We start from the raw sequence: 15,227 nt of genomic DNA on the forward strand, positions 1-15,227 counted from the left end.
GGCATACAGCATTATATGCAGAAAAAGAAGGTTTGTGTATGAAAATGTATTTCGCAATTGGCTGCGGTGGCAGTATTGGTGCGCTTCTCCGTTATCTTGTTGGAGCATTGGTGCCTCAGATCGGCAATTTTCCTTTGGGGACGCTTTGCATCAATATTATTGGCTGTTTCGCTATGGGGTACTTGACTAACTTTGTGAAAAGGCGCTACTTTGCAGACAAACCCGCTCTAGCTAAAGCACTGACTACAGGAATGATCGGAGCTTTTACAACTTTTTCTACTGTAAGTCTGGAAACAGCCCTTTTTGTCCAAGATGGTATGACATATATCGGATTGATTTATCTCGCTAGCAGTACAGCAGGCGGTTTAGGTGCGCTTCTCCTCGGTCTTCGACTTTCGCAGAATCCAGTCCAAAAGGAGCAATCCATATGAGTCTTATTTTTGTACTTGTGGGCGGATGGCTTGGAGCAATTTCTCGTTACGAAATAAGCAGAAGAGTAGAGACATTCTGGAGGAACGACTTCCCGCTCGCAACCTTCTTGATTAATATCACTGGTTCTTTTCTAATTGGACTCGTATTCCAAGCAGATTGGGGAACAGGTTGGCATAACTTCCTCGCTGTCGGATTTCTTGGCTCATTTACGACCTTCTCTACTTTCCATTTAGAAATTGTCCATTTGGGAAGCAGGAGCAAAATCGCACTCGCCAGCTGCTATTTATTTTCCAGCTATTTCATCGGCATACTGCTAGCTCTCCTAGCAATATCCATGTAAAAGGGACACTGCTATTAACAGTGCCCCTTTTTCATTTAGTAGCTTTCTATCGTGTTATCATTTGTATCAATCGGTTTCCGGACTATTGCAAGAATACCTGCAACCAGATAAAGAATTGCGGGAACAGTAGCAACGAAAATAGTTAATAGTGCTGATAATACTGCCGTTACGATGAAAATGACGCCGGAAACTGTGGATTTATTGTTACGACGTAAAAGTACAAGAGCAACTACGCCTAGAATAGCTGCAATAGCACTGACTATTACATAATACCAGCCAATGCCTCCGAAAAGGTTGCTGACGATATCGGCTTCTTCTGCTGTAAATTCAGGGTCATTCCGAATATCTTCTGCTATAAAATCTCCGGTTGCTCCAATGAATACACCAACTAAAATCGCACCTAAGGCATTGAAAGCTACACCTATAATTCCTAAAACTAATTCCGCAGTACGCTTGATCAATCTTTTTTCCCTCTTTCTCTCTTATTGTCTGATCTCATCGGCTGGTCTTCTTGCCAGCACCATGACGCCCGCAATAATATAAACCATGCCACCGATAAAGCCCGATAGGAAAGTACCGATAGAACCTACTAATGCCACGATTATAAGCATGATACCAAGGCCAGTCTGCTTACGATCCGTCTTCAGCTTAACTGCTGCCACAATTCCTAAGATGGCACTAATGACACTCACGATAATGACAAAGATTCCGATGGAGCCTGCGATATCGGCAATCATACTAGTATCAACCGTCTGATCTACTCCGTTTTCTAGAATCCGTTCGCGAGCAGCTTCTGGATCGTATGTAGCAACCTGAACTGTTGTCATGACCGCAGTAATGAGGAAGACAATTGCACCAATGATGGCAAGTACCTTCTCTGCTGTTCTTTTCAACATGTCAAACCTCCTTCCTGCGTTACTTCTTAATACATTTCTCCTCTATCATTATATTGCTCAACAGGCTTTCGCACAATCGCCATGATACCTGCGATCAAGTAAAGGATGCCCCCGACTATACCTAGAAAGACAGACAAAAGCGTACCAAGCACTGCTGTAATGATTAGAAGAATGCCTGCTCCTGTTGCTTTTTTATTTGGTTTCAGCATAGCAAGAGAAACAAATCCAAGAATTGCACAAATCACGAATAGGATAATGAACCAGATAGACATTCCTGTCACGAGATCAGTAAACATAGAAGCATCCTCTTGCGTTAAACCTTGGTTTACGAGTTCATTAGTAGTTGCTTCATCAGCTCCTCCAAGACCTATACCTGACCAAACCGCAAAGATAAGAAACAAAACCGCTCCAATAATTGCCAACACTTTTTCTGCCGTTCTTTTTACCATTTAAATTCCCCTCTCTTATTTTAATGACCTGCTACATCGCGTTTTACGAACAATACCCATCCTACGATCAAAAAGATAAGATAATACACAATTATGGTCACTACCGCGAATGTAAGCGTCAAATCATCAATTAATTTCATACCCGTTGTGAATTGAGTCAAATCCAAATTTGAAAATAGAACATACTTCGCAAACGGCTTATCGTAAATAAACGGGATGACGGTGGTTCCGGCGAACATAAGGAAAATAGCCGTTCCGATTGCTAAGGCACCATTACGAAGCGCAGCAGATATCATGAAGGCGAACGTTGCCCATACGACCAACTTGACTAGCTGCAGCCCATAGTCCTGCGCAATTCGCGTCCATACAGATATCTCGACGACTTCCCCATCCTTTACTTGCAGCATGGAACCATCGCCTCCAAGACCGAAGAACAGCATCCCGAATAGCCAAGAAAAGATGAATAGTACAATTAATGCAGTTAAAGCAAATAAAAGTACACTTGCATACTTCGCAAAAAATATTTTCGTCCTGGTTGCTGGCCGAATCAATAATAGCTTGATCGTTCCCCAACGGTACTCATTTGCTATTATTCCGCCAGCAACTATGATTGTCAGCAAGCTGAGCACACTTGTCATATAATTACCTTGGTAAAGGAATTCCCAAGCTGTCATCCCTTCAGGCTTTAAGTCATTCTCAATCCGATAGTTATTGATCAATATATTCGAATCAGCCGGGTCGAATTCCGCAAGTGATTCGTTCTCCTCTTGTAATTGCTGCTTCCACGTCGCATCATCATAATCTGATACAAACCCATCTGCTGTCCGCATCAAAATAGCAAATCCAAGTACCACCACTATAAGAATGCCAAGCATGATCCATGTTGCCAGCTGGCTATACAGCTTGGTTTGCTCGTTGCGCACAAGCTGGAAAAAATTACTCAATGACATTCTCTCCAATCACATGTAAGAATTTATCCTCTAGTGTCTTCCGTTCCACTGAAATACCATACAGCTCGATATCGGCGACAGCCAGTGCTTTAATGATGGATGGGATTTCTGCCCGTGTTATCGGGAATGTGAGTTTCTCCCCGCTCGCCATTGCTATAATCCCGAATTCTTCCTGTAAAAGCCGCTGTGCTTTTTCGTGATGTTCCGCTGGACAATCGATTTGCACGACTTCAGCTGGTGTTTCTTCTTCGGTATTTTGAATTTGCTGGATGGATATAAGTTCACCATTCTTTAAGATACCGATCCGGTCACACATCAGCTCCATTTCCGAAAGCAAATGACTGGAGACAATGACTGCCACATTCTCTTGTTCTGCTAACCTGCGGATATACTGACGGATCTCCCGTATACCTGACGGGTCCAATCCATTTGTAGGCTCATCTAATATCAAGATAGAAGGATTATGTAATAATGCCTGTGCAATACCTAGCCGCTGTCGCATACCTAAGGAATACCGCTTCACTTTCTGATGTATGCGCTTCTCCAACCCTACGAGCTCCACCACTTCATCAATGCGTTCCTTTGATATCCCAGGAATCATCCTTGAAAATACAAGCAGGTTCTTGTACCCAGACATGAACCCATATAATTCCGGGTTCTCAACAATTGCTCCAACATGTCGGATTGCCTCTTTATAGTCTGTCTTGATGCTTTTTCCTTGTATCCGCACGTCGCCTTCTGAAATACGAATCAAGCCTACCATCATTCGGATTGTCGTTGTTTTACCTGCACCGTTTGGTCCGAGGAATCCGAATACCTCACCCGGCTGAATGTCGAAGTCCAACCCCTTCACAATCAGTTTAGAGCCAATCTGCTTCTTCAGCCCGATCAGCTGCATAGCCGGTTCTGTCATCTCGTTCACCCTTTCCCTGTAACATTTTTGTCAACTTCCATAATATGTACGGAGCACCTTGTCAGATTGTTTCATTTTTATATAGAAAAAACACCACGAATCAAATGATTCATGGTGTTTTCGTTATCAATTACTATGTTTCTTCCGTCGGTTCCATGTATATAATGCTGCTCCAGTAGCCATCAATACGGTACCGGCCACGAGAATATTACCAACAGGAGATGCTGTATCCGGAAGACGTTTGCCCTCTTCTTTCACTGTCTCTGTTTTAGTCTTAGTTGGTGTTACTTTTTCTTTTAATAGAGGTGCTTCGTGCTTCTGTTCTGATTCGGTAGGTTTTTCCTGTACAGGTGCTTCTACAGTAGGCGCACTTGTGAGCAATTCAGATCCAAATAATTCACCAGTGATAGTAAAGTTCAATAGATGTTCACCCTGCAAGTCGAACAGTTCAACAAGTAGAATACGATTCTCAAGATCCGTAATCTTCAATAGTTCTTCAAACGTTACAGGCGTTTTCGTATTGCCATCTACCAAATAGAATTCAGCTTTCATTTGGAAGATATTCATTAAATCATTCCAAATTGAGATGAGTTCTTTTCCTTGCTCTTCTGTTAATTCAGTGGAGGTTTCAAAGTCTCCCAGCGCTTCTGCGCGAAGTGCAATATCTTCCAGACCAGAAATGAATGCTTCTGGATCGTTCGATACTACGCTTTCCAAATGATCATAAGCTCGGAAAAACTCATCCTGGCTCACACCGATTAGATCAAGGAATGGACTCATCATTTCCCAATAATCTTCGCGAGAAAACTCATAATAACCTGATGCCTCATAAACGAACTCTGAAAGCTCTTCATAGCTCGAGAAATCTTCCAGCTTTACACCATTATCCGCAAGCAGCTGGTCAAACTCCTCCTGGCTCAATTCCACTTCCTGCAGTAGGAAATGCAATGATACACCGTTAATATCGTTGTAAATCACTTCATATAATTCTTCCATAGTTCCATAGCTGTAAAGATCAAATCCATTTGCAGCGAACAAATCAGCCAATTGTTTTTCTGTCAGACCGACTCCCTCTGCTAATTCCTGCAGATTTTGAGAAGTAGCTGGGTAATCCATTACCCAGGACAAGTCAGTATACAGTATAATGTCCTCTGCTGTATATCCTTTATCCGTTAAACCCATTACTTCCAAACTAGCATTTATATCTTCAACTGTATAACCTGTCTCATCCAAGAAATCCTGTAATGTTTCTTTTGTTACTGGCTCACCAAGCCATTCACGCAATTCGTCTACAGAACCTACTTCCATTTCCTCAATTGTTCCCCACTCAAAATCAACTAGATAGCGGTTCAAACCTTCCAAATCTGTACCTAGCTCAGCCGCGTAGGCTTCAAGGTCTTTTTGTTTAATAGCAGCAGACGCAGTCTGTGGTGCTACTGCTTGCAGGCAAAGCAAAACCATGATTATTCCAACCAATAGCTTCTTTGTCACTTATGTATCCTCCTGGAAATATATTTATGTAATTCCAGATTATTATAATTGGAGTAAAAAGGCTTGGCTACATAAATATTTATAAAAATTAAACTTTTTTACTTGACATAGAAAAACCCCTTTATTAAAGGGGTTAATTCGACATTTATCTACTTATTTCAATGATATTCCCATCCGTTTTGAGCGTGTCTTCATGCCCATCTTGACATAGAAATCTTCTGCACGATTATTGAAATTCCACACATTCAGTTCTATTTCAGTTGCCCCTATCTTTTTTCCATGGCGCTTGATTTTTTCGAATAGGTGGCCGCCGATCCCTTTGCCGCGCATATCGGAACGGACACAGAATTCTTCGATGAAAATGTGTGCATTGTGCGAGATTGTCTCATTCGTTACCCGTATCGTGGCAAATGCCATAACTTCCTTTGTTTTTTCCACTAAAAACACTTTTTTATTATCCAAGTATATATTGCTTTCAAACACGTGCTGGTCAAGCGGTTCTGTCTTCTTGGCAAAATGCTCCGGCTGATTTGTATAATGCGTATTATATAATTCCTTGTACAGAACAGCGACTTGGTCATAATCCGAGACCTTTGCTTCGCGTATCTTGAACATCGGTTTCACCTCTGCAGCTTGTAGTCTTGTTAACCAGTTTATCATGTTCGTCCCCCTCCGTCATAAAACTGTCCAAATAAACCGCTGTTAGCAGAGAAAACGCTTATCCTAGCCATTTCTCCAAACGAAACGAAAATCCCTGCGCAGCTTTGACAAGTTTCTATTTCTATAGGAAAATAGAAGGAACGAAAGGAGGTGTATACAGATGCTGTATGCTTTTTGGAATATGTTTGCCGATGATTTTACTTCGTTGGTCTTTTATATCGGTCTGACGATGACTTTTATATTGGCGCATAGAACAACAACGAAAGTTACGAGTCGTTTTCGTGCTAGTGATGCGATGCAATGGCAGCATGTCTGTACATTAGACAGCTGGCAATCGCATACTCCTACTACTGTTTCTTACAGCAAGCCGATCGTTCATTGGCTCGCTCGCACTACCATGCGGAAGGACGGTCCGGATGATGATAGCGAAGCAGCTTCTTGTTTGTATCCAGATAACCAATCGATACAACAAGGAGGAAAAACAAATTGCAACGCACATCTGTATCCACATTCTTTAAAAAGTACGGTATTATTTTAAGCTCCATCACTCTGATAGTCTTGCTTGCTGGCTGCCAAAGCAGCAGCGGGGGTGCATCTAGTGAAGGATGGTTCAATCATTACTTCATCAGTCCATTCTCTTACTTAATCAAATGGATTGCTGGTAACTTCAATGATGATTACGGGATCAGCGTTATCCTGATCACGTTAGCAGTACGTCTCATATTGATGCCTTTCATGCTGATGCAGCTCAAGAAGAGTTATGAGACACAGGAGAAAATGAAGCTATTCAAGCCAGAGCTTGATGCTTTACAGGCAAAATATAAAGACAAAACCGATGTTGAGTCCAAACAGAAACAGCAGCAGGAAATGATGGAACTGTATCGAAAACACGGAATGAATCCATTTTCCGCGATGGGCTGTCTGCCGCTGTTGATTCAGATGCCTTTCTTAATCGGCTTCTATTCAGCTATTCGAAATACACCTGAAATTGCGACACATGATTTTCTTTGGTTTAATCTTGGAACACCTGATATGGTCCTCATGGTTATTGCGATGGCAGTCTATTGGCTGCAATATCGCGTGTCCCAAATCGGGGTAGACCCAGCTAGAAGACAGCAAGCCCGCATGATCGGTATCATTTCTCCGCTCATGATCGGCTTTATTTCCTTCAGTTCACCAGCTGTACTGCCACTGTACTGGGCGGTTGGCGGTCTGTTCGTAATCTGCCAGACATTGCTGGCAAAGTTTTTATTCCAGCAGAAAAAATGAGCATAGAAAAACCACTTCCTGCATAGGGAAGTGGTTTTTTTAGTTATTATTCTACAACGTTCACTTTCAAATCTACATCGATGTTGCCACGAGTTGCTTTGGAGTAAGGGCAGAACTGGTGTGTTTTTTCCAAAAGCTCTTCCGCTTCTTCCTGTGAAACGCCTTTTACATCTACAGAGATAGCAACGCCTAGTTTAAAGCCATCGCCATCTTTCAATAGGCTGACATCAACAGAAGTTTCTGTTTCAACACGCTTGCGCTCAGCTCTTGCTACATGGTTGAATGCTCCATCGAAGCAAGCAGAATATCCTGCTGCGAATAATTGCTCTGGGTTGGAACCTTCAGCATCTTTTTTACTGCCTGGTTGCACAAGATTAAGGTCGATCAAACCATCATCAGATTTTACATGGCCTTCACGTCCGCCAGTTGCTTTTGCGTGAGATGTGAATAATACGTCACTCATGTTAATTCACTCCTATTTCGTTTATTAGTTTGATAAAGCTGCATTCAGTATTACTAATTCCTTTTTACCGTTATTTTAAACATAAAGCAAACGAATTGCTTAGGCTGTGACGTCTCGTTTCATGAAACTGAACCATGTGATAACGGTGATGACGACAAAATAAACTGCCATTACTACAACAGAGAAGCCCAATGTCATGCCGTCCACGGCTGGTACGTTACCTGGGTTATATACTGTCAGGTCCACGTTATTGAATAAAATATACTTCGACCAATCATATCTGGAAAGTATGAAACTGATGGTCGGGAAGAACATTGAGATGAAGATGGAAAATCCAATTGCCAAGGCTGTGTTACGGAATATGGTAGATAGAGCAAAAGCAATTGTCGCATAGATTAATGTTTGGACAAAATTCAGCCCGTAATCTCTCATAGTTGAAGCTAGTAAATTATTGGTCACAGTCTCTCCATTGTCAAAAATCACGCTTTTCGCGTCAAATCCATTGAATCCGAAGAAGATTCCGCCGACAACAAAGGAAAATCCAATAAAGAATACAAAGAAGATAACTGTCGTGATGAACATACTTACATACTTGGAAGTTAAAACACTGAAACGAGAAGGTGTTTTAGTAAGTAATAGTTTGATTGTACCTGTCCCGAATTCAGTAGAAACAAGTCCACCTGCAATGATAGCGATGAACAGGATTAGAAACGGTGCACAGTAGTACATGACGCTTTCCATATAAGAAGCAAGTGAGTCGCTTTGAACTGGTGCGATGTCTTGGTCCAGCTGGTATTGCATTGTAGCTATATCCTGCTGGACAGCTGCGGCTTCCACATCACCACTTTCCACTTGCTTCTGTAAATCTTGTATCTGCTGCTCTGTATCTGCTCGCCAGTCTCCACTGCTGTCTTCAGCGTAATATGCTGTGAATGCAGCAATTGTAATCAGTAAGGCTGCTGCAATCCCAAACATAATCCACGTCGACAGACGACGGAATGTTTTCATATGTTCATTTTGTACCAAACCAATGAATTTAGACAATTTCCTTCCCTCCAGTCAATTCCAAGAATGTATCTTCTAATGTTTTCGTTTCTGCCTGAATTCCATAGATACTGATGGCTTCCTTGGCTAACTTGGCAGCAGCTGCTGGTATTTCGTCACGTGTCAGCTCAATGATGATTTGTTTATCCTTGATCTCTGGTTTCTTGCTGCCCATATCTCGGAGCACAATTGCCGCTTGTTCCAATGGTTCAACCTGGAAGCTGACCATTTGTGTCTGTTCACTCGACATCTCATGGACTTGCTGTACACCTAGCATCTTACCTTGCTGAAGAACTCCGATTCGGTCACACATCAATTCCATCTCGCTCAGCAAATGGCTAGATACGATAACGGCAAGCCCCTCTTTTTCTGCAAGGTTGCGAATATAGTGACGCATCTCTCTAATACCAGCTGGATCCAAGCCATTTGTCGGCTCATCCAGAATTAGTACATCCGGACGATGCAGCAACGCTTGCGCGATTCCGAGACGCTGTCTCATTCCAAGGGAATATGTTTTAACCTTATCGTTGATTCGATTCTTCAAGCCGACTAGCTCGATAACTTCATCAATTCTCTTCTTGTCTACGCCATCACTCATTCTCGCAAAATGCACAAGATTCAGATATCCAGAAAGATACTTATACATTTCCGGGTTCTCGACGATGGCACCGATATGTTTCATTGCCGCTCCATGTGACGTTTTGATACTATTGCCTTTGATTAGAATATCTCCATCCGTTATGCCCATCAGTCCGACAATCATCCGGATTGTCGTTGTTTTACCGGCCCCGTTCGGCCCTAAAAAGCCGAACACCTCACCGGGATAGATGGAAAAATTGACACGGTCGATGATTTTTCGTCCACGTATCACTTTGGTAACCTGCTTGATTTCAACTGCTGGCTGTTTTTGCATGCTTTTTCGCTCCTTTGCTTGTAATAAAAGTTGTAATGCTTCCTTACTCATAGATCGAGCTCATCCATTCCAATATGCCCTTCTGCTCGTCGTAGCGCAGTTCTTCAACATTCCTGTGATCTACTAGCTCCCCATCTTTGATAGCAATCACTTCATCAAGAATCATTTCAACTTCCATGATTTGATGCGTGGAAAGGAGAACAAGCTGCTTCTCCGTATCCACGAAAGTGATAAGACCTTTTACAATGGAGTCCCGCACAAGTGGATCCAATCCTGAAAGCGGCTCATCCATCAACAGAACAGGTACTTCCCTGGAAAGTGTAAGGATAATTTTCAGCCTGCCGCGATTCCCTTTCGACAGATGCTTCACTTTTGTATTGGCATCCAAGTTCATATACGCACGAATTTCTTCTGCCTTTTCTTTATTGAAATCAGGAAATTGCGATGCAAAGAAATCAATTGTCTGCTGGACAGTATAGAAGGAGTAATACTCATCCAGCTCGGATAGATAACTGACTTTCGATGCTATCCGGCGTGTCACTTTCTCTCCATCCAGCTCCACAGATCCTTTGGTCGGATTGATTAGCCCGGCAATCAACTTCATGGTCGTTGATTTACCTGCCCCATTCAATCCGACAAGACCGATGATTTTACCTTTATCGAGCTTTAGGTTCACGTCTCGCAATGCTGTTTTCGTCATATACCGTTTTGTCACATCTTTGAATTCAATCATCTGCTGTGTCCCCTTCCAAATAGGTTTGCAGCCCTTTTGTAATCTCTTCATTTTGATAGCCCATGTCATGCATGACTTGGATGAAATTCTGAATCTGTTCTTGTTTCAGCTTCTCACGTATAGAAAGGAGAATATCCTCATTTTCCGTCACGAATGTTCCTTGTCCTCTGCGTGATTCCACGATTCCCGATGCCTCCAGTTCGCGGTACGTCCGCTGTACCGTATTCGGATTTACTTTCGATGATACTGCCGTTTCCCGAACGGAAGGCAGTTTGTCGCCAGGCTTCAGCTCACCACTGACAATTTGTCTGTTCAGCCGATCTGCCAGCTGCAGATAAATCGGCTGGGATGATTGAAATGTATCGGTCATGCTCTACACCTCTACTTTTTTGTCTAATAACCAAGATGCGATGAAATAGATGATAAGAATAGTAATTAGTTCAATGACATAATTACCAGCATAGATGAAGGTGTCTTCACCTTGAAAATTAACTATTGCCTGCCTGACATCCATATCGAATTGAAGAGAATTGGCGACAAAACCTAAATCGATTTTCCCCCATTCTGTAATAGCATAATAAAATTTTGAATCTGCAAGGAGTCCAAAGTAAAGATAAGCGAACACCCACCAGCCAATGAATACTGATACTCCGCTAAGGAATGCCGGCATATATCTTTCCAATAATAGAAAAACAATATATGCAAGAATGACGTAAACAGAGAAATCAATTGAAAACGAAATGACATGTAAAAATGCGATCATACCAATTCTGAACCACGTGCCATCTGAAAACGGCACAAAATGCAGACCGCCCACATAAGCCGCAATACTAATGATTAGCAAAGAGATGATCATGTATATGGTACCTGTCACCAGCTTTGCTGCGAGAAGCCCTGAAGCATGCATTGGATTATGCAGCCAAAGATGTAATCTTTTTCTCTCCACCCCAAGACTGTAGAGCATGTATATAGCCATGAAGAAGAAGTGCCCGCCACCCCAGGCTAAACCGATGATACCGACAGCATCCCATGCGTACCCAAATCGATAGGTAGCAACGGTAACGATAACCAAGCCGACAAGGAATAATACGATTGCCAAAAGTAGAATTGGCAATCCGATACGGAATTCCTTCTTTACTAATGCTAGCCACGCTTTCATGAAATAAACCCTCCTGATGTATTACTGTATTAATCACATAGTACACTAGTACAGAAATACACGTCAATAGGCAAAAGAAAAAAGCTGGAACATTTTTTCCTGTTCCAGCTTTTTATTGTATTAATTAGTTTTCGTAACCAACTAATTGTTTATATGCTTTTGCATACTGATCTGCAGCTTTAATTGCATCCACGACTTGATCTGCTGTGATTGTTCCAGGCAGGTTATGGATTGATTCACCTTCCTGCACTGCCAGTTCAGCCACCTTCAGCAAGTCTTCATCCGAAACATCTTTAAGTTTGATGTCTTCTAGTGTGACTGGGAGGCCAAGAGCAAGATAGAAATCAATATACGTGTTGATTTCATCAAGTGTACGATCCTCCAGCGCAAGCTGTGTTAGCGTACCAAATGCGACCTTTTCACCATGGGTTAGGCTATGGATTTCACCATGCAGTGCGGTGAAGCCATTATGGATAGCATGCGCCGCTCCAAGTCCGCCACTTTCGAATCCTAGTCCGCTAAGCAGTGTATTTGCTTCGACAACCGCTTCCAATGCAGGTGTAACGATTTGTCGTTTGTTAGCCTCATAAGCAAGCAATCCATACTCGAAGAGAACTTCTTCCGCTTTTTCTGCTATCGCTTGTCCAGCAATTGTAGCCAGTCCGCCAGCCATGTTTGTGCCGCGCCCTTCAATAGAAGCACGTGCTTCCACCCAAGTAGCCATTGCATCAGCAATTCCGGAAGCTAAGAAACGTGGTGGTGCCTGCGCGATTATTTTTGTGTCGACAAGGACAAGGTCCGGGTTCTTGTCGTAGAACTTATAGCTTTCAAAAGTTCCTTCCTCAGAGTAGATAACACTCAATCCACTCGTCGGCGCATCAGTTGATGCTGTTGTCGGCAGGATCACAACACCAACTTGCAGCTCGTCTGCTACCGCTTTAGCAGTATCAAGTGTCTTTCCGCCTCCGATACCGATGACAACATTACTTTCCTTACCATCAGCAGCAATACGCTTGATTTCCTCTGTTGATGCTTCTCCGCCGAATACGACTCTTTTCGTTTGGATACCGCTCTGCTCCAGATTCTCAAGCACTGTATTACCTGCCAAGTCCCATACAAATTCATCCGCAAGGACAAGTGCATTATCCCCGATTTTTTTAACATACTCCCCAGCTTTCTGGAGTACATCTTTTCCTTGAACATACCGGCTTGGACTGATAAATACTTTTTCCATGAATAAGACCCCTCTCCAAATCGTATTAAATCACATTCTAAATCCTTTTCCCTTTCTGTTCTGTTTCCTAACGTAAAATTCCTCTTTTTTGGCAAATCAAGGGTTTCTTTTGCATATATTTCATTTGGAGCCAAGAATGAAGAGGAGGACACGGAATTGACGCAGCAGTCTTATAGCAAAAACCGGCCGGTCCAATCCGGTACGAACTTTTACTTCCCGCCTCAGCACCAAGACCAGCAGCCTGGAATAGAGGGATTGATGCGGCCAAGGCCAATTATCGAGACCGATACGTACAGAGGTTCAGGAAAGCTGAAAGGAAAGATAGCGATAATCACTGGAGGGGACAGCGGAATTGGCGCAGCTGCAGCCATAGCTTTCGCCAAAGAAGGTGCCGATGTTGTCATTGCTTACTATTATGAATACGAAAACGAAGATGCCCGACGGACAAAGAACAGGATTGAGCAGCTGGGTCAGCGCTGCACACTGATTGTCGGTGATTTGCGGAGCGAAGCACATTGCCAGGCTGTTGTCGCCCATACAATCGAGACTTATGGAAAATTAGATATTCTCGTAAATAATCATGGTGTCCAATTCCCCCAGGATTCGCTGACCGACATTTCCACAGCCCAGTGGGATGCAACGTTCCACACGAATATTTTTGCTTTCTTCTATCTTACAAAAGCTGCACTGCCGCATTTGAAAAGGGGTAGTACTATCGTTAATACAACATCAGTAACTGCATATGAAGGAAGACCTGATCTGATTGATTATGTTTGCACAAAAGGTGCCATTGTCGGCTTCACAAGAGCTCTATCCCAGAATCTTGCAACACAAGGGATTAGGGTTAATGGTGTGGCGCCAGGTCCGATCTGGACGCCGCTCATCCCTTCCAGTTTCTCAGCAGAGGACGTTGCCACCTTTGGGCAGGATGTACCGATGAAACGCGCAGGCCAGCCTTATGAGCTTGCTCCAGCCTATGTTTACCTTGCTTCTGAAGACTCATCTTATGTAACTGGTCAAATCATTCATGTGAACGGCGGGACGATGGTAAGCTCCTAAAAAAAGAGCCTGCGCAATTTATGCGCAGGCTCTTTTACTGGTTATTAGAAAGATGCTTTGTAGATCTCAAGTGAATCTTCTTTATTCAATGTGTGATATCCACCGAACTCGCCGTTCGCATATGCTTTTTCAGCCATCAATTCCAAGCTATCTTCGGAAATATCGTAGTCACGAAGTGTAGCTGGTGCATCAATGCTATTCCAGAATGCGCGCAATGCATCAATTCCTTCGAGTGCTGCTTCTTTATCTGTTTTGCCTGTCGGATCAATACCGAAGACACGGACAGCAAGCTGCTTGAAGCGTGGTGCAGTCTCATCATTGAGTACATGCTTCATCCAGTTAGGGAATAGAATCGCCAGACCGCCGCCATGAGGGATGTCATGAACTGCAGATACAGCGTGCTCAAGGTTATGTGTTGCCCAGTCGCCGCGATAGCCCATGTTTAAAACACCGTTCAACGCCATCGTTCCGCTGTAAAGAATAGCAGCACGATTGTCGTAGTTTTCCAGATCCTCAAGCAGTTTCGGTCCTGTTTCCATTACCGTTAGCAATAGGGACTCACAGAAGCGGTCCTGCAATTCTGTATTCGTCGTTGTATGGAAATAATGCTCCAATACGTGAGACATCATGTCGACGATACCGTAGATAGTCTGGTCACGCGGTACAGTGAATGTGTTTTGTGGATCCAGAATAGAGAATTTCGGGAATGTATACGCACTTCCCCAGCCATACTTTTCATTTGTTTCCCAGTTCGTGATAACAGAACCAGCGTTCATTTCAGAACCTGTCGCAGCAAGAGTAAGTACAGTACCGAAAGGAAGAGCATCGTCTGCGAATGCTTTCTTCGTTACGATATCCCATACATCTCCATCGTATTTGGCACCAGCTGCAATTGCTTTTGTACAGTCAATTACGCTTCCGCCGCCAACTGCAAGCAATACATCGATACCTTCTGTTTTGCAGATTTCTACACCTTTACGCGCAGTAGAAACACGCGGGTTTGGTTCTACACCAGAAAGTTCGAATACTTCCGCTTCGATTTCCTCAAGTTCTTTCAGCACTTTTTCATACAAGCCGCTGCGCTTGATGCTTCCGCCGCCATAGACAAGCAATACTTTCTTGCCATATGCAGGAATTTCTTCTTTTAATTTATCTAATTGGTCTTTACCGAAAATCAATTTTGTTGGGTTATAAAACGTAAAATTATCCAATCTGATCGCCT

At 43.0% G+C, this 15,227-nt stretch carries 20 protein-coding genes; 5 read left to right on the forward strand and 15 right to left on the reverse strand.

The window, feature by feature from the left end; genetic code table 11:
• Positions 1-38: 38 nt before the first annotated feature.
• A complete protein-coding gene (locus tag AE2B122_RS14490) occupies positions 39-431 on the forward strand; it encodes a CrcB family protein (RefSeq protein WP_175074517.1) in 393 nt (130 codons plus the stop codon).
• Positions 428-772 (forward strand): CrcB family protein, encoded by a 345-nt coding sequence (locus AE2B122_RS14495; RefSeq protein ID WP_175074518.1) that lies wholly within the window; start codon positions 428-430, stop codon positions 770-772. The genes AE2B122_RS14490 and AE2B122_RS14495 overlap by 4 nt, the downstream gene beginning before the upstream one ends.
• Before the next feature lie 35 nt (positions 773-807).
• Here AE2B122_RS14495 and AE2B122_RS14500 read toward each other — a convergent pair whose 3' ends face one another.
• From AE2B122_RS14500 to AE2B122_RS14530, 7 genes are all read right to left on the reverse strand, one after another.
• Positions 808-1,233, reverse strand: a complete 426-nt coding sequence (locus AE2B122_RS14500) for a DUF4064 domain-containing protein (protein ID WP_175074519.1) — start codon at positions 1,231-1,233, stop codon at positions 808-810.
• Positions 1,234-1,254: 21 nt separating this feature from the next.
• A complete protein-coding gene (locus tag AE2B122_RS14505; RefSeq protein ID WP_175074520.1) occupies positions 1,255-1,668 on the reverse strand; it encodes a DUF4064 domain-containing protein in 414 nt (137 codons plus the stop codon).
• Positions 1,669-1,694: 26 nt separating this feature from the next.
• The gene (locus tag AE2B122_RS14510) at positions 1,695-2,117 is read right to left on the reverse strand and encodes a DUF4064 domain-containing protein (protein ID WP_175074521.1); all 423 of its coding nucleotides are present in this window, start codon (positions 2,115-2,117) and stop codon (positions 1,695-1,697) included.
• A gap of 20 nt (positions 2,118-2,137) precedes the next feature.
• The gene (locus tag AE2B122_RS14515) at positions 2,138-3,061 is read right to left on the reverse strand and encodes an ABC transporter permease (RefSeq protein WP_175074522.1); all 924 of its coding nucleotides are present in this window, start codon (positions 3,059-3,061) and stop codon (positions 2,138-2,140) included.
• The gene (locus AE2B122_RS14520) at positions 3,054-3,980 is read right to left on the reverse strand and encodes an ABC transporter ATP-binding protein (protein ID WP_095269662.1); all 927 of its coding nucleotides are present in this window, start codon (positions 3,978-3,980) and stop codon (positions 3,054-3,056) included. Before AE2B122_RS14520 ends, AE2B122_RS14515 begins: the two co-directional genes overlap by 8 nt.
• Before the next feature lie 126 nt (positions 3,981-4,106).
• On the reverse strand, positions 4,107-5,471 hold the full coding sequence (locus tag AE2B122_RS14525) for a processed acidic surface protein (RefSeq protein WP_175074523.1): 1,365 nt from the start codon (positions 5,469-5,471) through the stop codon (positions 4,107-4,109).
• Positions 5,472-5,624: 153 nt separating this feature from the next.
• Positions 5,625-6,131, reverse strand: coding sequence for a GNAT family N-acetyltransferase (locus AE2B122_RS14530; RefSeq protein WP_095220040.1), 507 nt, complete (start codon positions 6,129-6,131; stop codon positions 5,625-5,627).
• 160 nt (positions 6,132-6,291) lie between these two features.
• On the opposite strand from AE2B122_RS14530, the gene AE2B122_RS14535 reads away from it, so the two are divergent.
• Both AE2B122_RS14535 and yidC read left to right on the forward strand, forming a co-directional pair.
• Entirely contained in the window at positions 6,292-6,669 is a 378-nt protein-coding gene (locus tag AE2B122_RS14535; RefSeq protein WP_095220039.1) for a hypothetical protein, read from the forward strand.
• Positions 6,618-7,400, forward strand: a complete 783-nt coding sequence (yidC, locus tag AE2B122_RS14540; protein WP_175074524.1) for a membrane protein insertase YidC — start codon at positions 6,618-6,620, stop codon at positions 7,398-7,400. Before AE2B122_RS14535 ends, yidC begins: the two co-directional genes overlap by 52 nt.
• A 46-nt stretch (positions 7,401-7,446) precedes the next feature.
• Here the strand turns inward: yidC and AE2B122_RS14545 are convergent, their stop codons facing one another.
• From AE2B122_RS14545 to AE2B122_RS14575, 7 genes are all read right to left on the reverse strand, one after another.
• Positions 7,447-7,863, reverse strand: coding sequence for an organic hydroperoxide resistance protein (locus AE2B122_RS14545; RefSeq protein ID WP_175074525.1), 417 nt, complete (start codon positions 7,861-7,863; stop codon positions 7,447-7,449).
• Between the two features lie 99 nt (positions 7,864-7,962).
• Positions 7,963-8,907 carry an ABC transporter permease gene (locus AE2B122_RS14550; protein WP_095269672.1) on the reverse strand — a complete coding sequence of 315 codons (945 nt, stop codon included), beginning with the start codon at positions 8,905-8,907 and terminating at the stop codon, positions 7,963-7,965.
• Positions 8,900-9,820, reverse strand: a complete 921-nt coding sequence (locus AE2B122_RS14555) for an ABC transporter ATP-binding protein (RefSeq protein WP_095220132.1) — start codon at positions 9,818-9,820, stop codon at positions 8,900-8,902. Before AE2B122_RS14555 ends, AE2B122_RS14550 begins: the two co-directional genes overlap by 8 nt.
• Before the next feature lie 43 nt (positions 9,821-9,863).
• On the reverse strand, positions 9,864-10,553 hold the full coding sequence (locus tag AE2B122_RS14560) for an ABC transporter ATP-binding protein (protein ID WP_095269674.1): 690 nt from the start codon (positions 10,551-10,553) through the stop codon (positions 9,864-9,866).
• The gene (locus tag AE2B122_RS14565) at positions 10,546-10,923 is read right to left on the reverse strand and encodes a GntR family transcriptional regulator (protein WP_095220035.1); all 378 of its coding nucleotides are present in this window, start codon (positions 10,921-10,923) and stop codon (positions 10,546-10,548) included. The genes AE2B122_RS14560 and AE2B122_RS14565 overlap by 8 nt, the downstream gene beginning before the upstream one ends.
• Before the next feature lie 3 nt (positions 10,924-10,926).
• Entirely contained in the window at positions 10,927-11,712 is a 786-nt protein-coding gene (locus tag AE2B122_RS14570; protein WP_095220034.1) for a hypothetical protein, read from the reverse strand.
• Positions 11,713-11,836: 124 nt separating this feature from the next.
• Positions 11,837-12,946, reverse strand: coding sequence for a glycerol dehydrogenase (locus AE2B122_RS14575; protein ID WP_141233220.1), 1,110 nt, complete (start codon positions 12,944-12,946; stop codon positions 11,837-11,839).
• Positions 12,947-13,102: 156 nt separating this feature from the next.
• Here AE2B122_RS14575 and AE2B122_RS14580 point away from each other — a divergent pair, with 156 nt between their 5' ends.
• Positions 13,103-14,005: an SDR family oxidoreductase gene (locus AE2B122_RS14580; protein WP_175074526.1), complete on the forward strand. Its 903-nt coding sequence runs from the start codon at positions 13,103-13,105 to the stop codon at positions 14,003-14,005.
• Positions 14,006-14,049: 44 nt separating this feature from the next.
• On the opposite strand, the gene AE2B122_RS14585 is transcribed toward AE2B122_RS14580, so the two are convergent.
• Positions 14,050-15,216 carry an iron-containing alcohol dehydrogenase gene (locus AE2B122_RS14585; RefSeq protein ID WP_095220031.1) on the reverse strand — a complete coding sequence of 389 codons (1,167 nt, stop codon included), beginning with the start codon at positions 15,214-15,216 and terminating at the stop codon, positions 14,050-14,052.
• Positions 15,217-15,227: the final 11 nt, after the last annotated feature.

Origin of the sequence: Terribacillus sp. AE2B 122 (genome assembly GCF_902497585.1) — a bacterium.
Lineage (GTDB): Bacteria > Bacillota > Bacilli > Bacillales > Amphibacillaceae > Terribacillus > Terribacillus saccharophilus_A.